This is a genomic window from Rhodococcus sp. Q (genome assembly GCF_005503035.1).
In the GTDB taxonomy this organism is placed as follows: Bacteria; Actinomycetota; Actinomycetes; order Mycobacteriales; family Mycobacteriaceae; genus Rhodococcus_G.
Window position 1 is genome coordinate 132,600 of the sequence record NZ_SCOY01000009.1, and the last position, 22,600, is coordinate 155,199.

Genomic DNA, 22,600 nt, shown 5'->3' on the forward strand with positions numbered 1-22,600 from the left:
TGTCTGATCCCGAGTGGCGTGGATTACATACTGGCCAGAAAGCAGCAGGTGGTCGTTGTGCGTCCGAATCGACAATCAAGGGGATTTTGTGTCCACAGACAAACCGATCGTCGTGGGTGGTCGCCCCCTCGCGGATCATCTGGCCCAACGCACCCACGCGATCACCACCGCCACCGTCGAGGCGGTGTGGACGCAGGTGCCCTACTACCGGTCACTGCCCGATGAAGCGGTGCGCGGCGACGTAACCGCGATCATTCGGCGCAACCTCGAGGTGTTCGTCGCCAGCCTGCGGTCCCTGAGCCCGCCCGGCGTCAGCGAGTTGACCGAGGTCCGGGAATCGGCGCGGCGACGCGCCGAGGAACTGGTGCCGCTGGCCGAGGTGCTCCGCGCGTACCACCTCGGGGTCGAGCATTGGTGGACGGCGATCGGCGACCTGGCCGGGCCCGAGGACACCGGCGACGTGGCCCGCGCGGGCACCCTGCTCCACTCGCACCTGCTCGCCGCGACGACAGCCGTGCTCGCCGGCTACGGATCCGACCGGGCGCTGCCCGGCGACGACGACTCCGCACGGCGCGCCCTGTTCGTGGCGTTGACGTCGGGCGCGGACCCGACGGTGGCCGCGCAACGCGCGGGCGCCGAACTACCGAGGCTCTACTGGGTGGTGGCGCTGCACGTGGAGCCGCACCCGGACGAGCAGTCCGCTGCCGTCGACGCCGTCGTCGCCGAGCGCCGCAAGGTGCGGCGCCTGCAACGCGAACTCGACACCCTCGGCCGCGACGAGGCGCTGAGCAACCTGTCGGGCAGCGGCGGTGGTGTACTCATCCCGATCCTCGCGGGCGAACCCGGCGCCGGAGACTGGCAGGACAGCGCGCAGTACACACAGCTCAGCCGGAGCCTGCGGGACATGGAGCGGGCCATCGGCGCCGCCGTCCTGGCCGGTGTGGCGGTGGCGGCGCCTGCCGACGTCCCGCAGGCCTACGTGCACGCCCAGGAGGTCCTCGACGTCGCGCTCCGCTACGGCCACCGCTCGGGCACGATGCAGTTGCGGGACGTCGCACTCGAGTACCAGCTCACCCGGCCGACCACCGCGTCCCCGGTCCTCGCGAACCTGTTGTCGCCCCTCGACTCCCACCCGGCTGTGCTGGAGACGCTCGAGGCGTACCTCGATGCGGGATGCGACCGCGCGGCCGTGGCGTCGACACTGCACGTGCACCCGAACACCGTGGTCTACCGTTTGCGGAAGGTGGCCGCGCTGACCGCGTTGGACGTCGCGTCGGCACCGGACGTGGTGCGACTCGTTGCGGCGCTGGCAGCGCGGCGGGCGACGTACCCGGGGCCGCCCACCTGAAACGCCCGCTACCAGACCAGCGTGTGCCCGGGAATCCGGACACGTCCGAAGAAGCGCGGCGTGCCGTCGGGACCGCGGTCGTTGTATCCGTTCACGACCTCGGCGAGCCGATCCGCGAGGGCCTGCAGTTCCGGGCTCACCGACTCCACACCGCCGTCGTCCACCCATCCCCAGGACTGCGGAACGCCCTCGATGGTGACGACGATCGCGCACTCGCCGTCGGCGGCCACATCGAAGGTGACGCCGTCCGGTGCGTCCCGGATCAGGTCGCGGACGGCGACCCCCGGCACCGCCGACACCGGGCGCACGGTCCGGGAAAGCGTGATGTCGGTTCGGATGGCATCCACGATGGGATCGATCCGCACGTGCCTGCCGAGTCCGGCTCGGCGCGCACCGGACGGGCCGGAACCTGCCGTCCCAGGGGTCTTCGCGAGCAGTCGGTCGAGCATCCGCTGGGCGGCATCTCGTTCCTCGGCGCCGGTCCTCGGATGCTCGATCAGCGAACGCAGGCGGCCGATCGTCGCGAGCGAGTTCATCGGCGCAGCGTATCGGCCGCGCCACGACCCAACCGCTGCGACACGGCGCTGAACAGGGTCTCGGCGCGGGCTCGCCGCGCGTCGGTCCGGCAAATCCGTTCACCAACTCGCAAACTTGACGTGAGAGAACCACGCGAACAGCCGGCGAGGTCACGACTTCGCCGGCACGAGGCCCGCCGACCATGAGAGACACTGGTCAGGGGACTCGGTAGCCACGAGAGAAGGAACCACCGGCGTTGCACCTGCAATCACCTTCGGATCGCTCCCAACAGATCCCGGCCGCGTACCTTCGGTCGCCACTGGCTCCTGCACCCCGCACCCTCGTCGACATCGTCACCGCGACCGCGACCGCGTATCCCGACGCCCCGGCCATCGACGACGGTGACACCACCCTCAGCTACGCCGAACTGCTCGACGAGATCCAGAGGGGCGCGCAGTGGCTGGGTGACCTCGGAGTCGGCGCAGGCGACCGCGTCGGCATCCGCATGCCGTCCGGCTCCCACGCCCTCTACACCGCGATTCTGTCCGTGCTCGCCGCAGGCGCGGCCTACGTCCCGGTCGACGCCGACGACCCCGACGAACGCGCCGACCTGGTCTTCGGGGAAGCCCAGGTCGCGGCCGTCCTCACCGGCAAGGGCGTCGAAGCGGGCACCGCACCCGCCCGCGAGAACACCCCACACCCCCCGGCCCTCGACGACGACGCCTGGATCATCTTCACGTCCGGGTCCACCGGGACGCCGAAGGGTGTCGCCGTCACCCACCGCAACGCCGCCGCGTTCGTCGACGCCGAGGCCCGCATGTTCCTGCAAGGCGAACCGCTCGGCCCAGGCGACCGCGTCCTCGCAGGCCTGTCCGTCGCGTTCGACGCGTCCTGCGAGGAGATGTGGCTTGCGTGGAGGCACGGCGCCTGCCTCGTTCCCGCCCCGCGCTCGCTGGTCCGGAGCGGCATGGACCTCGGCCCGTGGCTGGTGTCCCGCGACATCACCGTCGTCTCCACCGTCCCGACACTGGCTGCGCTGTGGCCCGCCGAAGCCCTCGAGGACGTGCGGCTGCTGATCTTCGGCGGCGAGGCCTGCCCGCCCGAACTGGTGGAGCGGCTCGCGACGCCGGGCCGGGAGGTGTGGAACACGTACGGTCCGACCGAGGCCACGGTCGTGGCATGCGCCGCCGAGATGGACGGCACGTCCGCCGTCAGCATCGGACTCCCCCTCGACGGCTGGGACCTCGCCGTCGTCGACGGCGACGGCAACCCGGTCCGGGTCGGTGAGGTCGGCGAACTCGTCATCGGCGGTGTCGGGCTGGCCCGCTACCTGGATCCGGCGAAGGATGCCGAAAAGTACGCGCCGATGCCGTCGCTCGGCTGGGAGCGCGCCTACCGCAGCGGCGACCTGGTGCGCCTCGAACTCGAGGGACTGCTGTTCCAGGGTCGCGCCGACGACCAGGTCAAGATCGGCGGGCGACGCATCGAGCTGGGTGAGGTCGACAACGCGTTGCAGAACCTGCCCGGCGTCGCCGGTGCCGCCGCCGCGGTCCGGAAGACCTCGACGGGCCACTCGATCCTCGTCGGCTATCTCGCCAGCACCGACCCCGACTTCGACCTCGCGGCCGCACGCACCCACCTCGCCGAGCAACTGCCCGCCGCCCTCGTCCCACGCCTGGCATTGATGGCCGAGCTGCCGACCCGAACGTCCGGGAAGGTCGACCGGGCGGCGTTGCCGTGGCCGCTGCCGGGCGCCGACGACTCCGCCGTGGAGTCCGGACTCGACGGAACCGCCGCCTGGGTCGCGGGCCTGTGGTCGTCGATCCTCGGTGCACAGATCACCGGCGCCGACGACGACTTCTTCGCCGCGGGCGGCGGATCGCTGTCGGCCGCGCAACTCGTGACGGCGTTGCGTGAGCGATTCCCCGAGGTCACCGTCGCCGAACTGTACGACCACCCCCGACTGGGTTCGCTCGCCGAACACCTCGACTCCCTCGCCCCCACCGACGCCGTCGAGATCCGCACCGTCGAGCCGACACCGCGGTCGGCGCAGTGGAAGCAGATTCTGTGGACGATCCCGCTGACCACCCTGACCGGGCTGCAGTGGGTGACGTGGCTGGCCGTCGTGAACAACGTCCTCGCCTGGTTCACCGACGTGCCCTGGGCACCCGCGGTGTCGTGGTGGTGGGTGCTCCTCGGCGTGCTCCTGTTCATCACACCGATCGGCCGGATGGGCATCGCCGTCGCGGGCTGCCGGATCCTGTTGCGCGGCCTGCAACCCGGCACCTACCCGCGCGGCGGGCGCGAACATCTGCGGCTGTGGGTCGCGCACCGGCTCACCGAGGCCAGCGGTGCCGCCAACCTGTCGGGCGCGCCGTGGATGATCTACTACGCCCGCGCGCTCGGCGCCACGATCGGCCGCGGCGTCGACCTGCACACCCTGCCTCCCGTCACCGGGATGCTCGAACTCGGCGAAGGGTGCTCCGTCGAACCGGAGGTCGACCTGTCCGGGCACTGGATCGACGGCGACGTCATCCACATCGGCGGCATCCGCATCGGCGACGGCGCCGCCATCGGCTCCCGCTCGACCCTCTTCCCCGGAGCGAAGATCGGCAAGAACGCCGAGGTCGCTCCCGGATCCGCCGTCATCGGGCGCGTGAAGGCCGGCCAGAGTTGGGCCGGCTCACCGGCGGTCAAGGTCGGCAAGGCCGAGCATCCGTGGCCGACGCAGCGGCCGCAGCAGGCCAGCCAGTGGGTTCCCGTGTACGGCCTGACGTCGCTGGCCATCGCGTCCCTGCCGATCATCGCCCTCGCCGCGGGCATCGCCGTGATCGGCGGCGCGGTCGCGGACGCCCCCGACCTCGGCGCCGCGATCCCCCAGGCCCTGCTCTGGCTGCCGGTCGCCACGCTGCTCGCCCTCTTCGTGTTCGCCGCCCTCACCGTCGCCGCGGTCCGCGCCCTCGGCATCGGACTCACCGAGGGCTACCACCCCGTCCGCAGCCGCGTCGGCTGGCAGGTGTGGGCGACCGAACGACTCCTCGACTCCGCGCGCACCTTCCTGTTCCCGCTCTACGCCAGCCTCCTCACCCCGGTCTGGCTGCGACTGCTCGGCGCGAACATCGGCAAGGACGTCGAGGCGTCGACCGTCCTGCTCCTGCCGAAGTTCACCACCGTCGCCGACGGCGCGTTCCTCGCCGACGACACCATGGTCGCGTCCTACGAACTGGGCGGCGGATGGCTCCACATCCAGGAGGCCAAGGTCGGCAAGCGCGCCTTCCTCGGCAACTCCGGCATGGCGGGACCCGGGCGTCGCGTCCCGAAGAACGGCCTCGTCGCGGTGCTGTCGGCGGCACCGACCAAGGCGAAGTCCGGCTCGTCCTGGCTGGGCAGTCCGCCGGTGAAGTTGCGGCGCGCGGCCAGCGACGGCGACGCCGAGCGCACCTTCGCACCGCCGATGCGGCTCAAGGTCGCGAGGGCCGCCGTCGAGACGTGCCGCCTGCTGCCGGTCATGGTGACGTTCGGCATCGGATTGGGCGTGCTGTTCGCGCTGCAGGCGCTCGCGGGCGCCGTCGGATACTGGGCGGCGGCCCTCCTCAGCGGTGTCGTACTGCTGGTCGCCGGCGCCGTCGCCGGTGTGATCTCGGTCGCGGCGAAGTGGCTGACGGTCGGCCGGATCGGCCGCACCGAGCACCCGCTGTGGAGTTCGTTCGTGTGGCGCAACGAGGTGTCGGACGCCTTCGTCGAAACCGTTGCGGCGCCGTGGTTCGCACGGGCCGCGACCGGCACCGCAGTCCTGAACGTGTGGCTGCGAGGAATGGGCGCGACCATCGGCCGCGGCGTGTGGTGCGAGTCGTACTGGCTACCCGAGGCCGACCTGGTGTCCCTCGGCGACGGCGCCACGGTCGAACGCGGATGTGTCGTGCAAACACACCTTTTCCATGATCGGATCATGGCCATGGACACCGTCACCCTCGGCGCGGGCGCGACCCTCGGGCCGCACTGCGTCGCGCTGCCCGCATCCGGAATCGGCGATGGCGCGACGGTCGGCCCGGCCTCACTGGTCATGCGCGGTGACGTGGTGCCGCCGAGCACCCGCTGGCAGGGCAACCCGATCGGCCCGTGGACGGGTGCCTGAGATGAAACCGGGCAAGATGGCTGTCCCCGGCGGCGGCAAGTCCGCCGCCACCGGCGGTACTGCAAAAGCCGTTGCCACCGGGGGCTCAGGCAACAAGTTCTACGAGGAGCCGATCGACCCGTACATGCCGAAGGCGGGCAACCGGGGTTACCGCGTCTCGCGCTACGAACTGGACCTGACGTACAAGGTCGCCAGCAACCGACTGTCGGGGAAGGCGATCATCACGGCGGCAACGACGCAGACGCGCAACAAGTTCGCCTTCGACCTGTCGCAGACACTGGCCGTGTCCAAGGTGACGGTCAACGGTTCCCGCGCCGCCAAGTACACGCACCAGAACGGCAAGCTCACCATCACGCCCGCCCAGAAGATCCCGTCGGGCGGAGCGCTGTCGGTGACGGTCCAGTACTCGGGCACCCCGAAGCCGGTCCGCGGGCCGTGGGGCGAGGTCGGCTGGGAGGAACTGAGCGAGGGCGCTCTCGTCGCGAGCCAGCCCAATGGTGCGGCGTCCTGGTTCCCGTGCGACGACCATCCGAGCTCCAAGGCGAGTTATCAGATTTCGGTGACCACCGATTCTCCCTACCATGTGGTCGCCAATGGCGCGTTGGTGCGCAAGCAGATTCGCGCCAGCCACACGACCTGGGTGTACGAGCAGAGCGAACCGATGGCGACGTATCTGGCGACCGTCCAGATCGGCCACTACGAACGGCGCCGGGTCGCCAACAACACGTCGGTGCCGATGCACGCCGTGCTGCCGCAGCGTCTGCGCACCCGATTCGACCACGACTTCGGGCGTCAGCCGAAGATGATGGAGACGTTCATCCGACTGTTCGGACCGTATCCGTTCGCCGATTACACCGTCGTCGTCACCGATGACGAACTCGAGATTCCTGTCGAGTCACAGGGAATCTCCGTGTTCGGCGCGAACCATTGCGACGGCAGGCGCGGATCGGAGCGGCTCGTCGCTCACGAACTGGCCCACCAATGGTTCGGCAACAGCCTCACGCTCGGCGCGTGGCGCGACATCTGGCTGCACGAGGGATTCGCCTGTTACGCGGAGTGGCTGTGGGCGGAGAACTCCGGCGGACCCACCGCCCGGGAGATCGCTGCCGCGGTGCATCGGACACAGTCGGGGCTGCCGTACGACCTCGTGCTCGGCGATCCGGGACCGACGCTGATGTTCGACGACCGGGTCTACAAGCGGGGTGCGCTCACCGTGCACGCGCTGCGCACGGAACTCGGCGACGACAACTTCTTCGCGCTGCTCCACAGGTGGACCGCCAAGCACCGGTACGGAACCGTCACGACCGAGGACTTCACGGACCTGGCGGCGCACTTCGCCGATCACTCGCTGCGGCCGCTGTGGGACGGCTGGCTGTTCGACAGGAACCTGCCCGCGCTTCGGGACGGCGCCTGAAGCTACCCGCGCACGGCCGCGCGACCTCGGATCAGGCCGCGCAGACGAAGTACGGGTACCGCTCCCCCGGCTCCTCGTGGGCGAACCGGACGCGGACCCGGGCACCGGACCGCGCGGGCGGGCGCCCTTCGATCCACGCATACGTCCACGGTCCGTCGTCGAGTTCGACGATCGCGATGGTGCAGGGCACCTCGACCGCGGCCGGGCCGCGTCGTGGGCGGCTGGTGACGACCGTGCTCGAGACGATCGACCCGACGCCGCACGACGGGACGCGGGACAGCGAGGTTCCGCCGCAGTCCGAGCAGTGAGCGCTGCCCGGAGCGGACAGCGCGCTGCAGTCGTCGCAACTGCGGAGCATCAGACGGTCCGCCGCGACGTGGGGAAGAACGGCGACATGTGAGCCTTCGATCATCGAACGCACCTCTGCCTGGAGCACTGGAACTGTCATGTTCCATGTTCCCGATCCATGCACCGATCGACGACGGCAGAAGTACCCGTTCGCATACCTGTTTTTCCCGACAGGGCACCGTACCCGAATCACCTCCGGTGGCCATTTCTAGTGGTCGGAGCGCTTTCGCTGCTTCTGCTCGGCGACCCAGGCCGCGAGCTGACTGCGCGACCGGAACCCGAGTTTGGTCAGCGCGTGCTCCACATGACCCTCGACCGTCCGGGGCGAGATGACCAGTCGCTCCGCGATGGCCCGGTTGGTGAGACCGTCGGCAACGAGGTCCGCGACCTGCCGTTCGCGGCGCGTCAGGTCGTCGGCCGGCGCTGCCACGTCGACGGTGGCCTCCCGGAGCGCGTACGCGACCGAATCCTCGGTGCTCGACTCCAGTCCGCGCCGGAACGCCGCCGCGTACGCGGCCACGCCGAGCGCGCGGGTCGTCCGCTCGACACAGTCGTCGTGGAAGGCGCGCATCGCCAGGACGTTCACGGTGCCGCTGCCCACGGCGTTCCACATCGACTGAGCCGATCCCAGCAGCACCGCCGCTCGCTGAGGCTCCCCGTCCGCCTCTGCGACCCAGGCCAGCGCCTCGACCGCCACCGTTGTCCCCAGGAGGTCGCCGATATCCCTTTCGAGGCGCACGACCTGGTCGAGGAGTGTCCGCGCCCGGTCGCGATCGGTTCGTACGAGCGCCAAGCCGAGCACGAGGAGGCAGTACGCGCGGTAGACCGAGTCGTCGTGCGCCTCCGCGATGGCCAGCGCCTCCTCCTGGTATCGCACCGCCCGGGCGACGTCGCCCAGGATCCCGGCCGCCAGACCGATACCGAGCAGCGCCGACACCAGCCGCAGCGGATCGCTGGCACGGAAGACGTCGAGGCAGGCGGCGAACCGGTCCAGCGCTCCGCTCACGTCACCGGAGAACAACGCGAAGTATCCTTCGGCGTGCGCGAACTGCGCGTCGATGACCGGATCGCCCACAGCTGCGGCGACGGCACGCGCCTCGTCGAGGCTGGCGCCCGCCGCATCCGTTCTGCCCTCGTTGCTGGACAGCAGGATGTACGCGCACAGCGCACGCGCCCGCACGGCAGTCGCCTCGCCACCCTGATGGGCAAGCGCCCGCTCCAACCAGTACCGGCCCTCCTCCAACTGCCCGCGAGACAACGCGTAGGGCCACATCGCGGTCGCGATCCGCAAGCCGGACTCGGCCTCCATCGGATCGGCGAGGCAGAACTCCATCGCCGCCCGCAGATTGGGGCGTTCACTGTGCAGCCGGGCGAGCCATTCGGCCTGCCCCGGACCGAGCAGTTCCTGCTCGACCGGCACCACGAACGCCTCGTACCAATCGCGGTGGCGGCGGCGCAGGCGGGGACCGTCACCGGTCAGCTCGAGCTTCTCCCGCCCGTAATCGCGGAGTGTCTCGAGCATCCGGTAGCCCACTCCGCCTGCCTCCTCGTCCCGGATCAGGATGGACTTGTCCACCAGGGACGTCACCACGTCGAGCAGTTCGTGAGATGCGAGCGTCTCGGCGCAGATCGCCTCGGCCGCATCCAGTTCGAACCGCCCGCTGAACACAGCCAACCGACTCCACGCCGCCTGCTCCCGCGGGGTGCACAGGTCGTGGCTCCAGTCGATGCACAACCGCAGGGTCTGTTGCCGCGTCGGCACTTCCCTGCCACCCGCACTGAGCAGCATGAACATGTCCGCGAGGCGCTGAACGATCTGATCCGGGGACATCGCCCGCAGCCTTGCCGCGGCCAGTTCGATCGGGAGTGGCAGACCGTCGAGGCGCTGACAGATCCGGGTCACCGCGGCGCGGTTGGTGTCGTTGAGGTCGAAACCGGGGACCACCGCGCCCGCACGCTCCTCGAACAGCGTCACCGCCTCGGAATGAATCAGGCCACGACGGCGAGGGTGATCCGGATCGGGCACACCGAGCGGCGGCACGCGGAGCACCGTTTCCCCGGTCACCCCGAGCGGTTCGCGGCTGGTGGCGAGGATGTGCAGATTCCGGCAGCTCCGCAACAGGCGGCCGGCAAGTTCGGCGACGGCGGCGACGAGGTGCTCGCAGTTGTCGAGCACGAGCATCAGGCTTCGATCCCCGATGTGGTCGACGACGGAATCATGCTGCCCCGGCATTATCTCCCGGATCCCGAGTGCGGCCGCGACCGCGTTCTCGACGAGGTCCGGTGCCGACAACCCGCCGAACTCGACGAGCCACACCCCGTCCGCGAACGCGCGTTGCGACTCGTGCGCCACTCGCAGCGCCAAACGTGTCTTGCCGACACCACCGATGCCTGTGAGGGTGACCAGCCGGGAGGAGGCGAGGCAGCGCCGCGCTTCGGTCACCTCGCGGCGCCGACCGACGAAACTGGTCAGCTCGTGGGGTAGGTTTCCGACGCTCCGCGCCGCGGACGATGCGACCACGGCACCTCACTCTCACGTTCCCCACCTGCAACGCTACGCCCGGCAATGTGGCCGCGTGGTCGCCGAAAGGTCGCGATCAGCCCACGATCCGGGCGCTCGTCCTAACGATCCGGATTCCCTCTGTCACTGCCTGTTTCCGGGAGATGCGCCCGGCTGTTACCGATCACCAGCACCAGACTCGCGGCGGCCACGGCCGCTCCGAACAGGAACATCACCGGATACCCCACCGCGGGCCAGTTCTCGACGACCAGCGCGAGGATCGCCGGAATCGCGAACCCGATGTACGTCAGCGAATAGAACACCGCGGTCAGCCCGGCGAGGTCGTCCGGTCGCGCAATGCGCTGGATCTCCTGCAGACCGGACACCAGCGCCATGCCGTACCCGCAGCCGAGGACCGCGGCCGCGAGCACAGCCAGCGGCACGGTCAACCGGCCGGCGGCGACAGCGCCCAGCGCCATGCCGACCACCAGGAAGGACAGTGCGACGATCACGGCACGAGCGCTGCGTGGGGTGTCGATGCGCCGTCCGAGCGCCTGGATCGCGAACCCGCAACCCAACGCGACAACGCACAGGAGTGCGGAGAACGCGATGGGACGGCCGCCGCTGTGGTCCGCCATCAGCGCGGGCATGACGGCATACGCACAGCTCGCCGCACCGAACACCCACGGCGCCACCGGGGCGATGACCAGCCAGAACCTGCGGTGGGACGCGGCCGGGATCTTCAGGTCGTCGATCAGCCGCGCCCGCTCACCCACAGGGGTCGCCGGGCGCGATTCGGGTGCCGCGACCAGCGCGATCCCGGCGCCGATGGTGATCGTGATGTGCAGTGCGTACGCCAGTCCGCTCGGCCACGGCGCCCACTGTGCGAGCACACCCGCAGTTCCCGCACCGATCGCGAACCCGGCCGTCAGGCTCATCGCCGCACGTCTGGCGCCCGCGCCGGGCCCGGCGGCGGTGTCCCACGGCGGCACCGACAGTTCCTTGAGCCAGCTGCCACCGACCGCCATGCCGAGCCCGAGCGCGATCCCGCTGAGGATGCGTCCGACCACGAGCAGCAGCGCGCTGTCCGCCCCGAACGCCAGCACGAGCGAACCCGCGGCCGCGATGACGGGCGCAGGGAGCATGACCGGACGGCGACCCAGCCGGTCCGACAGGGGTCCGCCCAGCAACAGTGCCGGCACGATGCCGAGCACGTACGCGAACAGGAAGGCGTCGACGACAACCGGCGAGAACCCGTGGTCGAGCCGGTACATGACGAGCAGCGGCGTGAACTCGTTGCCGCCCCAGGCCACAGCGAACATGGCCGCCGAGACCAGCGCCCACGGCGCGATCCGCGACCGCGACGGGGCCGGGGCATCGACGGCGGTGTCGAACCGGACGCTCATCGCGCACCGTCCTCGATTGCGATGGGGAGTCCATGGACACGGCGCATGTGGGCGTCGTCCGATGCTGTGAAGGCGTCGGCGTCGCCTGCCTCGATCAGGTCGGCGAGACGGATGTGGTCGTCGATGATCGACTGCAACTGCCGGGGGTCGCGGACCAGGGACTTCGCCGTCATCCGGCGCTGACGCTCGCGCAGACCGATGTAGAAGCTCACCAGCAGCGGGTTCCCGCCCGCACGGACGATCAGCCCGTGGAAGTCGGCGTCGAGGCCGCTGAACTCGGCGACATCGGCGTTCGCTGCAGCCGTTCGCTGGGAGTCGAGGTTGGCGCGCAGCGCTTCGACCAGGTCGGTGCGCAGGTGTGCCGGGCCGCGAACGACCGCGTGCGCGGCATCGGATTCGAGGAGCAGACGCGCCGCGAGAACATGCTCGGTCTCGCCGTCGGCGACCGGGACGACGAGCGCGCCGCGCTTCGGGAACAGCCTCATCCAGCCTTCGGCCTCGAGACGCAGAAAGGCCTCGCGGACAGGGGTGCGGCTCGTCCCCATCTCGGACGCGATCTCGCCCTCGCTGATCAGCTCCCCGCCGGGGAGGGTCGCGGACAGGATCCGCTCCTTGACCTCCAAGTAGACCTGCTCGGACGCGGAACGCAACTTAGACACAAGATGTATTTATACGCTAGGCGAACGACTTCCCGGAGGCTGGGTGGGTCACGGTCAGGGGACCCAGTACTTGGCGGCGAGCTCCTCGATCACCGGGTCGCCGTCCTGAGCGCGGTCGAGGACGGCGAGATCGTCGTCGAGCGAAATGAGGCGCGGATCGTCTTCCGCACCCTCCCACGGCCCACCGCCGTCCTCGGCGATCTGGCGCAACAACTTCTCACGGACCCGGTCACGCAGTGATTCGGCCATGATTGAGCATGGTCCGTTCTCGTGCCTGTGTCGAGAGTGGTGGCGCGGTGGCGCGTTACTCGTCGCGCTTGCCGAAGACGCGCCGCGCCACCGGGATCAGCATGACGAGCGCGCCGATCAGCACGATCAGCGAGAAGATCTGCATGGCCATCGAATTCCTCCTCGGATTCGCACGGTCGAGGGTCAGCCGGGTGCGAGGACCGAACCCCACGGGGTGTTGCGGACGACGGTGAAAACGGCGAGTGCACCGAGCACGACCGCTGTCGCGACAGGCCCCAACACGATCATCCTCCCGTTCTCGCCCCGCCACCGCTTCCCCACCCATCGCACCCACGCGACGGCGAGGACCAGCACCAGAGGCACCACGAACACGTTGCTCGACAGCGACGCCACCACGTCACCGTGGGTGAGGTCGTGGACCGCGCGCAGGCCGCCGCAGCCCGGACACCACAGCCCGGTCAGCGCCTGGAACGGGCACAGCCCGTAGGCCCCCGGCCGGTGGGGGTCCCGCACGTACAGCAGGGTCGCCCCGGCCAGCGCCGCGGCGGCGACCGTGACCGGACCCGCCCAGCGTTTGGGGCCGGCACGCCCGGTCGGCGCCGCGGTGTCGAGTTCGCCAGTCGTGCTCACGCCGTCCGGATCACCACCGTCGAGACCAGCATGTCGTGCCAGCACCGTTTGCGTTCCTCCCACAGCGGCCACAGGAAATTCAGGAAGCACAGATCGCCGAGGACGATGAGCAGCAGCCACCGCACGAAGGCCATTCCCGCGCCGAGCGGTCGCCCGTCCACCTCCCGTACGACCGCGATGTCCATCCACGACTTCGCCACGGTCTGACCCGTTCGCCCCTGACGGAAGACGTTGTTCCACACCACGAGCGCCACCGCGAGCACGAACCCCGCGACCATGATCGCGATTCCGGCACCGTTGACGCCGTCCAGGTTCGTCGTCTCATCGTAGTAGTCACCGCTGTAGGTGACGGTGGTGGAACTCGCGTCCTTGAAGGCGAGGAACGCACCGATCCCCGCGATCACGTACCCGACGAGGGGAATGACGATCCCGTCCAGCAGGTAGGCCGCGAACCGAGACGCCCACGACGCGTACGGGTAGACGGGCATCGGCGGCGCCGCGTACTGCGGCGGATAGCCGGGCGGGGGGTAACCCTGCTGCGGGTAGCCCGGCGGCGGAGGGCCCTGCTGCGGGTAGCCGGGCGGCGGGTATCCCTGCTGTGGATAGCCGGGCGGCGGAGGACCTTGCTGTGGGTAGCCCTGTTGCGGAGGGCCCTGTTGCGGAGGGCCGGGCGGCGGTTGCGCCGGGCCCGGGGATTGCGCGTCCGGGTGTTCGGGATCGGTCATCACAACCATCCTTTCCGTCCCGGGATGTCCGGTAGAGGAAAGGTAGCCCGAATCTGTGCGCCCTGCCGGTCAAGTTGTCCACAGCTGTGGAACGAACAACTCACACGGCCTGGTCAGCGTGTGGACAGACTGTGGATAACTGTGGATAGCGCCCGGGATCACTGAAGAGAAACGGCACCGACCTGCGCATACCCGTTCATTCGTACCTGTTGACAACTTTTCTTTCGGCACCGATCGGGCAAACTCGATCGGGCGTCGTCCGTGGTCGCCGGACCGCCCGGCCGAGTTGTCCACAGGCAGTGGCTACAGGGTGCCGTCAGCTCACCGACAGATCGACAACCGTCACGGCCGTCGGATCCGGACCTGCCTCGTTGAGGAAGGCGAAGAGCCTCGGCACCGCATCGGCGGGAACCTCGAACACCCAGCGGATCTCACCGCCGGTGCCGGGCGCGACCTGGTCGCCGCACGGCCGGTTGCCCTGTACCGACTCGAGGTCGTCGATCACGTTGTGCTGCCGCTTCTGTGTGTCGAGAAGTCGGGTTCCGATCGTCGTGCCGCAACTCAGGTCGATCGCGGAGGTCGTTCCGTTCGCGATGTCGGCGTCGAGGACGACGAACTGCCGACCTTCGGGCGCCGTCCGATCGCTGTATCCACCCGCGCCATCCGAGACCGCGACGGCAGGCACCGTCTCGACCGACGCGATCGTCACCGTGAGCCCGCCGTTGTCGACGGGTTGCCCCACCTTGAACACGCCCGGCGTGCCCGACGGTTGAGCTGCTGTGGACGTCGTCGCCGCCGCCGTCTCCGGAGTGGCCGAGTTCCCCTGGGCGGCCGGCGAGTCCTGGGTGGCTGGCGAGTCGTCGCTGCTGCACCCCGCCACGAACAGCATTCCGAGACCGACCGCCGCCACCATCAGCTTCTTCACACCGGCAGGCTAACCAGCGGCAAGGCAATCAGGTTCGAGAAATCAGAAAACCCCAGGTGACTTGTACTCTCACCTGGGGTTTCGCTGAGCTGCCTGAGAGAATCGAACTCTCGACCTTTTCATTACGAGTGAAATGCTCTACCGACTGAGCTAAGGCAGCGCGCCCGGCCTGTCGACCGAGCAACGGAAGTCTAACGGCTCGGCCTCGGAATACGAAAACGGGGTCCGTCAGCCCAGCTCGGCGCCGAGCTTCGCCATCATGGCCGCCACCGCGAACTGGGGTTTCACGTTGGTGTCGAGCGCCTCGCGGCAGTCGAGCACCGCCTCGATACAGCGCAGCAGTGCGTCGGGACTGCCGACGCCTGCCATCTTCCTGGCCTGATCGGCGCGGTCGGGATGGTTCGCCGTCGCGGACGATCCGAAGGCCGCGGCGAGTGCGTCCCGGTACAGGCCCGCGAGGTCGATCAGCGCCCGATCGAGTGCGTCGCGCTTCATCCGTGTCTCGCGTGACTTCTGTCTGCGCTCGAGGTCCTTGAGGACACCGGCCGATCCGCGGAGGGCGCCGGCCGCGCCCTTGCCCGTGCCGCCTGCCCCGAGGGCGGTGCGCAGTTCCTCGGTTTCGCGGTCGTTGATCTCGGTGTTGAGCTCCTTGGCCTCGACCTCGAGTTCGCGGACCAGTTCCTCGGCGAGGGAGTAGCGCGTCGACCATCTCGTCGCCGCCGACGCGAGGCCGAGCCCCTGGTCGCGTCGCCGGCGGGCGGCCTCGTCGGTGGCCAGTCTGCGGGCCCTCCCGACATGGCCTCCGCTGATCCGCGCCGCATCGAGCGCGGTCTGCTCGTCGAGTCCGTCACGCTCGCGCAGGACCCCGGCGATCGCATCGACCGAGGGGGTGACCAGCCCCACGTGCCTGCACCGCGACCGCAGGGTCACCGAGATGTCCTCGGGGTCGACGGACGGCGCGCACAGTAGGAACACCGTCCGCTCCGGTGGTTCCTCGACGACCTTCAGGAGTGCGTTCGCGGCGCCTTCGGTGAGGCGGTCGGCGTCCTCGATGATCATCACCTGCCAGCGTCCGGTGCTGGGTCGCCGCGCCGCGGTCTGCACGATCTCGCGCATCTCCTTGACGCTGATGCTCAGGCCCTCGGGGATCACTCGGCGCACGTCGCCGTGCGTGCCCGCGAGAACGGTGGTGCAGGCATGGCACTGCCCGCAGCCGGGGACGCCGTCGCTCGTGCACTGGAGGGCCGCGGCGAAGCACAGCGCGCCGACCGAGCGACCCGACCCGGGCGGGCCGGTGAACAGCCACGAGTGCGTCATCCGGGAGCCGGAACCCTCGGGGGCGGTCGCGTCGACGCTGCCTCGCGCCGCGGTGGCGGCAGCGATCAGCCCGACCTCGACTTCGTGCTGGCCCACCAGCCGATCGAACACTCCCGCCATGCGCCCACCCTATCGAGCGGCCACGACATCGTGTCAGCGGCGCACGAGGTCGATCGGCTGACCGTCGCTGGGGAACGGCAGCGAATGGTTGTTGATCGGCGCGACGTAGCCGGGGTCGACGCGCCATTCGTATCCACGCAGCAGGTGGTGCATGACGGCCTTCACCTCGCCGCCCGCGAAATGCATGCCGAGGCACTTGTGCACGCCGCCGCCGAAGGGCTCCCATGCGTAGTGGTGGGAACGGTCCTCCCGACGCTCCGGCCCGAACCGCTCGGGGTCGAAGCGTTGCGGGTCGGTCCAGTACGCGTCCATCATGTGCGAGAACTGCGGTGTCACCACGACGTCGGTACCTGCGGGAATGCGGATGCCGCGCACCTCGACGTCGGTCATGCTGCGGCGCACGACGACCGGCACCGGTGGCCGCAGTCGCAGGCACTCCTTCATCACGAGGTCGAGCGATTCCAGCGCCTCCAGTTCGGCGAGTGCGGGCCGCGGCCCGAGCGCGAGCGACTCGTCCCGGCACCGCTGCTGCCAGTCGGGATGCTGGCCGAGGTACTGGAGCATCGCCGACAGGGTGCTCGTCGAGGTGTCGTGCGCGGCCATCAGAAGAAAGATCATGTGGTTGACGACGTCGTCGTCGCTGAAGCGTTCGCCGGCCTCACTCTCGATGTGGCACAGCACGGAGAAGAGATCGTCGGTGCGGGTCGCGCGGCGCGACGGCAGGTAGTGGCGGAAGAACCGTTCGAGCCTGCGCCTGCCGCGGTGCGCGCGACCCCAGCGGGTCAGCGGGATGTCGAGGCGGACGATCCCCGCCGCCGACTGGACGCAGTCGATGAACGCCCGGTTGATGCGGTCCATCTCGGCCGGGGTGGTGTCGGGCGCCCCACCCATGAATGTGTCGGTGGCGATGGACAGTGTCAACTGTTTGAGCGCGGGGTAGGCCTTGAATCCCTTGGTGCTCCCCCACTTTTCGAGTGCCGTCTCGATCGCGGGGTGCATCGCCGTCGTGTAGGCGTCGAGGCGCGCGCGGGCGAACGCCTGCTGCATGATGCGCCGGTGCAGGAGGTGCTCGTCGAAGTCGAGGAACATCAACCCGCGCCGGAAGAACGGACCCACCACGTAGGTCCACGCCGGACCGTTGGCGAAGGCCTTGCTCCGGTTCAGCAGGATCTCCTCGCACGCGTCGGGACCGAGCGCGACGACCCAGGTGCGGCCGATCATCCGGATCGGGGTGATCTCGCCGTAGTGGTCCCACTGCCGCTCGAACATGACCATCGGCGACCGGGCGTAGTCGAGCGCGCGACCCAGCACGGGCATCCCGCGGTCGGCGCGGCGGATCGGCGGCAGGTCCCGTGCGGGCGACTCCGCGGTATCGGAAAGGCGACTCGACGATCCGACCATCGCAAACTCCCCCTTCGGTGCCGTGTACAGGCCAAACGAGTGTGATCGGCACCACTATCATTCAGGAAGGATGCTCTGTCAATATGTGGCCCGCGACGTCGTCGTGCAAGGCTGTTCGGCATGGCCGTGCAGTCGGGTACATACCGCGGAGTGAGCGCCGAGGACCGCGCTGCCCAGCGTCGATCCCGTCTACTCGACGCGACGCTGTCCGTCTGGTCCGGCGACGAACGCGTCACGATGACGCGGATCTGCGCCGAAGCCGGCCTCAGCGAGCGCTACTTCTACGAAAGTTTCCGCACCGTCGACGACGCCCTGACCGCGGTGATGGAGACGATCGCCACCGAGATCGAGCAGACGAGCACGGCAGCAGCCGACGCCGCGGGAGACGACCTCACCGCCCGCGTTCGCGCGTCCGTCCTCGCCTTCGTCGCCCTCGTCGAACGTGACCCGAGGAAGGGGCGGGTCGCGATCATCGAGTCCGTCGCGATCCCCGCACTGCGCCGGCGTCGCACCCAACTGCTCCGCCACTTCGGACACCTCGCAGCCGAGGAAACGCACGGAAAGTGGGGCACCGGCGACGAGAACCGCAACCGCAGCGAGATCGCGGGCCTGCTGTTCATCGGCGGCATGGCCGAACTGGTCACAGCCTGGCTCGACGGCGCCGTCGAGGTGACCGGCGAGGAACTGGCCGACGCCGTCGCCCTCATGTTCACCTGATCCTGCTCGCCCACCGGCCACTCCCGTCGCGACATCCCTCCCGCCCGATTGGGGGGATGACGGGCTGCGGTGTCCGAAACGTTCAAGACGCCGCGGTGCCCGGCGCCTACCGTCGAGGCATGACCCCGACTTTCTCCGTGATCGGCCTCGTCTCCGCCGACCTCGCCCGTACCTTCGCCTTCTACCGCCGCCTCGGCCTCGACATCCCGGAGGAGGCGGCGGCGCAGCCGCATGTCGAGGTCACCCTGCCCGGCGGTCTGCGACTCGCGTTCGACACGGTCGCCACGATCCGCTCGTTCGACCCCGACTTCGTCCACACCACCGGCGGTGGCCCGTCACTGGCCTTCGACTGCGGCACGCCGGACGGCGTCGACTCGACGTACGCGGACCTGCTCACCGTCGGTGGCACCTCGACGCTCGCGCCCTTCGACGCATTCTGGGGTCAGCGGTACGCGACGCTGACCGACCCGGACGGCAATCACGTCGACCTGTTCGCCGCACTGCCCGACTGAGACAGGAGTTCCGACAGTGACCCACCAGTGAGCGCGCGCACTTCGCGCGCCAGGTGCGACTGGTCGGCGTATCCGGCGTCGGCTGCGACGCGCGCGAATCCGACGCCTGCGCGGGCCGCCGACAGCGCGCGGTCGAAACGCAGTACCCGGTCGAGTGTCTTGGGGCCGTAGCCGAAAGCCACCAACGATTTCCGGTGCAGCTTTCGGGCACTCCAACCGAGTGCGGCCGCGACTTCGGCGACGGACGCGCCCGCCGCCAACCGGGCCGCGATCGTCGCCTCGACCGGCGGGTCCGCCGCACCGAGCCTGCGTCGGACCTCGCCGGTGAGGGCGTCGAGCGGGTCGCGTTCCGCCGCGTCGGACAGCCGACGAACGGCGGCGTCCGACCAGAGTTGGTTCAATTCGACTCTGGTGTCGCGCAATTCGTCGGCCGCGACCCCGAGAATTGTCGGGCCGAGCCCGGGAGCGAACCGCAATCCGATCGCGCGCGGGCCCGCCGCCGTGGTGCGGTGGGCCCGGGTGTCGGGTCCCGCCACCAGGATGCCGCCCTCGTGCCAGATCAGGTCCATGCAGCCGTCGGGCAGCACGAACGACCCGCCCGAGCCGACCGCGTCCACCGACCAGGCAACCGTGCCCGGTAACGCGATCGACAGTTCCCGGTACACGGCGACCGCGTCAGTCCTCGGTGCCGGATGCCTTCTTGGCGGGCGCCTTCTTGGCCGCGGCCTTCTTGGCGGGCGCCTTCTTGGCCGCCGCCTTCTTCGCCGGAGCCTTCTTGGCGGGCGCCTTCTTGGCCGCCGCCTTCTTCTTCACCGGACCACGAGCACGCCTGTCCGCCAGCAGTTCCGATGCACGCTCGTCGGTGATCGTCTCGACCTCGTCACCCTTGCGCAGGCTGGCGTTGGTCTCGCCGTCGGTGACGTACGGCCCGAAGCGTCCGTCCTTGATGACCATCGGCTTGTCGGTCGCCGAGTCGTTGCCGAGTTCGCGCAGCGGCGGCGTTGCGGCACCCTGACGTCCACGACGCTTGGGCTCGGCGTAGATCTTCAGCGCCTCCTCGAGGGTGACGGTGAACATCTGCTCCTCGTTCGCGAGCGAGCGAGAGTCGGTGCCCTTCTTCAGATACGGGCCGTAGCGCCCGTTCTGCGCGGTGATCTCTTCCTTCGACTCGGGGTCGACGCCGACCACACGCGGCAGCGACAGCAACCGCAGCGCATCCTCGAGCGTCACCGTCGCAACATCCATCGACTTGAGGAGCGACCCGGTGCGCGGCTTGGGTCCTGCGACCTTCTTCGCGGCCTTCTTGACCGCCTTCTTGGCAGGCGCCTTGGTCGCGACGGCGGCGGCACCGTCCACCGAGGCATCGGCGACCGGCACGGGGACGATGTCGGGTTCGGGGGTCGGTTCGGGCTCAGGCAGGATCTCGGTGACGTACGGCCCGAATCGTCCTTCCTTCGCGACGATTTCGTGCCCGGTCAGCGGATCGACACCGAGGCGACGGCCGTCCTGCGGGGTCGCGAACAGCTTCTCCGCGTACTCGGGGGTGAGCTCGTCGGGCGGCAGATCGTCGGGCAGGTTCGCCCGCTGCGAGATCGGATCGCCTTCGGGATCATCGGGATTGACGACCATCCGCTCCAGGTACGGACCGAACCGGCCGACGCGGACGTGAACCTCGCGGCCCTCGGCGTCGTCGAACAACCGGATCGAGTTCACCTCGCGGGCGTCGATGCCCTCGAGGTTCTCCCCGACCATCTTCTTCAGGCCACCGGCGCGGGCAACGGATCCCTCCGGGCCCTCCTGGCCTCCGAAGTAGAAGCCGGACAACCAGTTCCCGCGCTGCTCGCGCCCCCCGGCGATCTCGTCGAGGTCGTCCTCCATCGCAGCGGTGAAGTCGAAGTCGACGAGCCGGCCGAAGTGCGCCTCCAGCAGGCCGATGACGGCGAACGCCACCCACGACGGAACGAGCGCGCTGCCTCGCTTGTAGACGTAGCCGCGGTCGAGAATGGTCTTGATGATCGACGCGTAGGTCGAGGGCCGGCCGATGCCGAGTTCCTCGAGCGTCTTGATGAGGCTGGCCTCGGTGAATCGGGCGGGCGGATTCGTCGTGTGACCGTCCGGATCGAGCTTGGTGGCCGTGACACCCTGCCCCGCAACGAGAACCGGCAGGCGCGACTCGGCGTCGTCGGACTGGCCTCCCGCTTCCTCGTCGACCGACTCGACGTAGGCCTTGAGGAAGCCGGGGAATGTGATGGTCCGGCCGGACGCCGAGAAGGTCGCCTCCTGCCCGGAACGAGCGGTGCCGGTGATGCGCAGCGTCAGTGTCGTGCCGCGGGCGTCCTGCATCTGCGACGCGACGGTGCGCTGCCAGATGAGTTCGTACAACTTGAACTCGTCGGTGCCGAGCTGGCTGTGCAGCTGACCCGGCGTCGCGAAGACGTCGCCCGCGGGACGGATCGCCTCGTGCGCTTCCTGCGCGTTCTTCACCTTGCGCGTGTACTGGCGCGGCGAGGGGCTCACGTACTCGGCGCCGTACAGCTCGGTTGCCTGCGCCCGGGCCGCATTGATCGCCGACTCCGACAGCGTCGTCGAGTCGGTACGCATGTAGGTGATGTGGCCGTTCTCGTACAGCCGCTGCGCGGTGCGCATCGTCCGCTCGGACGAGAACCGCAGCTTGCGCGCGGCCTCCTGCTGCAACGTCGACGTCATGAACGGCGCGTACGGCTTGCGGGTGTACGGCTTGTCCTCCGCGGACGCGACCGTGAGGTCGACTCCGTGCAACGCCTCCGCGAGGGTGCGCGCCGCCGCCTCGTTCAGGACGGTCACTCCGCCGGACGCGGTCCCGCTGCTCGCAGCCTTCAGCGCACCGTCGGCGCCGAAGTCGCGGCCCGTCGCCACCCGGTTGCCGTCGACGGCGACCAGGCGGGCGCCGAACGTGCGCGGGCTGGCCTGCGCACCGGCGTCGAGGGTGGCGGAGATGTCCCAGTATTCGGCGGAACGGAACGCCATCCGCTCACGTTCACGCTGGACGATGACGCGGGTCGCCACCGACTGGACGCGGCCCGCCGACAGCTTCGGCATGACCTTCTTCCACAGGACCGGGCTGACCTCGTAGCCGTAGAGACGGTCGAGGATGCGGCGGGTCTCCTGCGCGTCGACCAGGTCCTGATCCAGGTCGCGGGTGTCCTCGGCGGCGGCGAGGATCGCGGGCTTGGTGATCTCGTGGAAGACCATCCGGCGGACCGGGATCTTCGGCTTCAGGGTTTCGAGGAGGTGCCAGGCGATGGCCTCGCCCTCACGGTCGGGGTCGGTGGCGAGGAAGAGTTCGTCCGCGTCCTTGAGCAGGCTCTTGAGCTCGGTGACCTTCGACTTCTTGTCGGGACTGACCACGTAGAGGGGCTCGAAGTCGTGGTCGACGTTCACGCCGAGACGTGCCCACGACTCGCCCTTGTACTTGGCGGGGACGTCCGCGGCGCCGCGCGGCAGGTCACGGATGTGCCCGACCGAGGCCTCCACGACATAGTCCTTGCCCAGGTATGGGGCGATTTTGCGGGCCTTGGTCGGCGACTCGACGATCACGAGCCGACGCGTCCGGCCGGCAGCAGTGGTGGTGTCCCCTGCTGTGTCCTTGTCCCGAGTTGCCACGTCTCTGCCTGCACCTTTCTCGCCCAATGTTCGGCG

18 protein-coding genes and 1 tRNA gene are annotated in these 22,600 nt (G+C 69.4%); 5 read left to right on the forward strand and 14 right to left on the reverse strand.

The genetic code is table 11. The features are described from left to right. Nucleotides 1-88: 88 nt before the first annotated feature. Nucleotides 89-1,348 (forward strand): PucR family transcriptional regulator, encoded by a 1,260-nt coding sequence (locus FFS72_RS12290; RefSeq protein ID WP_137874195.1) that lies wholly within the window; start codon nt 89-91, stop codon nt 1,346-1,348. Between the two features lie 8 nt (nt 1,349-1,356). On the opposite strand, the gene FFS72_RS12295 is transcribed toward FFS72_RS12290, so the two are convergent. Beyond that, nucleotides 1,357-1,884 carry a hypothetical protein gene (locus FFS72_RS12295; protein WP_137874196.1) on the reverse strand — a complete coding sequence of 176 codons (528 nt, stop codon included), beginning with the start codon at nt 1,882-1,884 and terminating at the stop codon, nt 1,357-1,359. A gap of 236 nt (nt 1,885-2,120) precedes the next feature. Here FFS72_RS12295 and FFS72_RS12300 point away from each other — a divergent pair, with 236 nt between their 5' ends. Both FFS72_RS12300 and FFS72_RS12305 read left to right on the forward strand, forming a co-directional pair. Beyond that, a complete protein-coding gene (locus tag FFS72_RS12300) occupies nt 2,121-5,999 on the forward strand; it encodes a Pls/PosA family non-ribosomal peptide synthetase (protein WP_137874197.1) in 3,879 nt (1,292 codons plus the stop codon). A gap of 124 nt (nt 6,000-6,123) precedes the next feature. Beyond that, nucleotides 6,124-7,413, forward strand: a complete 1,290-nt coding sequence (locus FFS72_RS12305; RefSeq protein ID WP_249353267.1) for a M1 family metallopeptidase — start codon at nt 6,124-6,126, stop codon at nt 7,411-7,413. 31 nt (nt 7,414-7,444) lie between these two features. Here FFS72_RS12305 and FFS72_RS12310 read toward each other — a convergent pair whose 3' ends face one another. From FFS72_RS12310 to FFS72_RS12360, 11 genes are all read right to left on the reverse strand, one after another. Further along, nucleotides 7,445-7,825, reverse strand: coding sequence for a Zn-ribbon domain-containing OB-fold protein (locus FFS72_RS12310; RefSeq protein WP_249353260.1), 381 nt, complete (start codon nt 7,823-7,825; stop codon nt 7,445-7,447). Nucleotides 7,826-7,969: 144 nt separating this feature from the next. After that, nucleotides 7,970-10,282 carry an ATP-binding protein gene (locus FFS72_RS12315; protein ID WP_137874199.1) on the reverse strand — a complete coding sequence of 771 codons (2,313 nt, stop codon included), beginning with the start codon at nt 10,280-10,282 and terminating at the stop codon, nt 7,970-7,972. 101 nt (nt 10,283-10,383) lie between these two features. Next, nucleotides 10,384-11,667: an MFS transporter gene (locus FFS72_RS12320; RefSeq protein WP_137874200.1), complete on the reverse strand. Its 1,284-nt coding sequence runs from the start codon at nt 11,665-11,667 to the stop codon at nt 10,384-10,386. Beyond that, nucleotides 11,664-12,326, reverse strand: coding sequence for a GntR family transcriptional regulator (locus tag FFS72_RS12325; RefSeq protein ID WP_137874201.1), 663 nt, complete (start codon nt 12,324-12,326; stop codon nt 11,664-11,666). The genes FFS72_RS12320 and FFS72_RS12325 overlap by 4 nt, the downstream gene beginning before the upstream one ends. A 54-nt stretch (nt 12,327-12,380) precedes the next feature. Continuing rightward, a complete protein-coding gene (locus FFS72_RS12330; RefSeq protein WP_137874202.1) occupies nt 12,381-12,575 on the reverse strand; it encodes a hypothetical protein in 195 nt (64 codons plus the stop codon). A 183-nt stretch (nt 12,576-12,758) separates the two neighbouring features. Further along, nucleotides 12,759-13,205: a DUF2752 domain-containing protein gene (locus FFS72_RS12335; protein WP_137874203.1), complete on the reverse strand. Its 447-nt coding sequence runs from the start codon at nt 13,203-13,205 to the stop codon at nt 12,759-12,761. Continuing rightward, on the reverse strand, nt 13,202-13,930 hold the full coding sequence (locus FFS72_RS12340; RefSeq protein ID WP_249353261.1) for an RDD family protein: 729 nt from the start codon (nt 13,928-13,930) through the stop codon (nt 13,202-13,204). Before FFS72_RS12340 ends, FFS72_RS12335 begins: the two co-directional genes overlap by 4 nt. Before the next feature lie 316 nt (nt 13,931-14,246). Further along, a complete protein-coding gene (locus FFS72_RS12345) occupies nt 14,247-14,855 on the reverse strand; it encodes a DUF4352 domain-containing protein (RefSeq protein WP_137874204.1) in 609 nt (202 codons plus the stop codon). Nucleotides 14,856-14,942: 87 nt separating this feature from the next. Next, nucleotides 14,943-15,015, reverse strand: a tRNA-Thr gene (locus FFS72_RS12350). Between the two features lie 68 nt (nt 15,016-15,083). Next, entirely contained in the window at nt 15,084-16,292 is a 1,209-nt protein-coding gene (locus FFS72_RS12355; protein ID WP_137874205.1) for a DNA polymerase III subunit delta', read from the reverse strand. A gap of 33 nt (nt 16,293-16,325) precedes the next feature. Then, nucleotides 16,326-17,693, reverse strand: a complete 1,368-nt coding sequence (locus tag FFS72_RS12360; RefSeq protein WP_249353262.1) for a cytochrome P450 — start codon at nt 17,691-17,693, stop codon at nt 16,326-16,328. A gap of 120 nt (nt 17,694-17,813) precedes the next feature. Between FFS72_RS12360 and FFS72_RS12365 the strand changes: the two genes are divergently transcribed. Continuing rightward, nucleotides 17,814-18,410: a TetR/AcrR family transcriptional regulator gene (locus FFS72_RS12365; protein ID WP_050063509.1), complete on the forward strand. Its 597-nt coding sequence runs from the start codon at nt 17,814-17,816 to the stop codon at nt 18,408-18,410. 119 nt (nt 18,411-18,529) lie between these two features. Beyond that, nucleotides 18,530-18,922, forward strand: a complete 393-nt coding sequence (locus FFS72_RS12370; protein ID WP_137874206.1) for a VOC family protein — start codon at nt 18,530-18,532, stop codon at nt 18,920-18,922. On the opposite strand, the gene FFS72_RS12375 is transcribed toward FFS72_RS12370, so the two are convergent. Next, nucleotides 18,889-19,587, reverse strand: a complete 699-nt coding sequence (locus tag FFS72_RS12375) for a helix-turn-helix domain-containing protein (protein ID WP_137874207.1) — start codon at nt 19,585-19,587, stop codon at nt 18,889-18,891. The genes FFS72_RS12370 and FFS72_RS12375 overlap by 34 nt on opposite strands. Before the next feature lie 10 nt (nt 19,588-19,597). Beyond that, entirely contained in the window at nt 19,598-22,564 is a 2,967-nt protein-coding gene (topA, locus tag FFS72_RS12380; RefSeq protein ID WP_137874208.1) for a type I DNA topoisomerase, read from the reverse strand. Nucleotides 22,565-22,600: the final 36 nt, after the last annotated feature.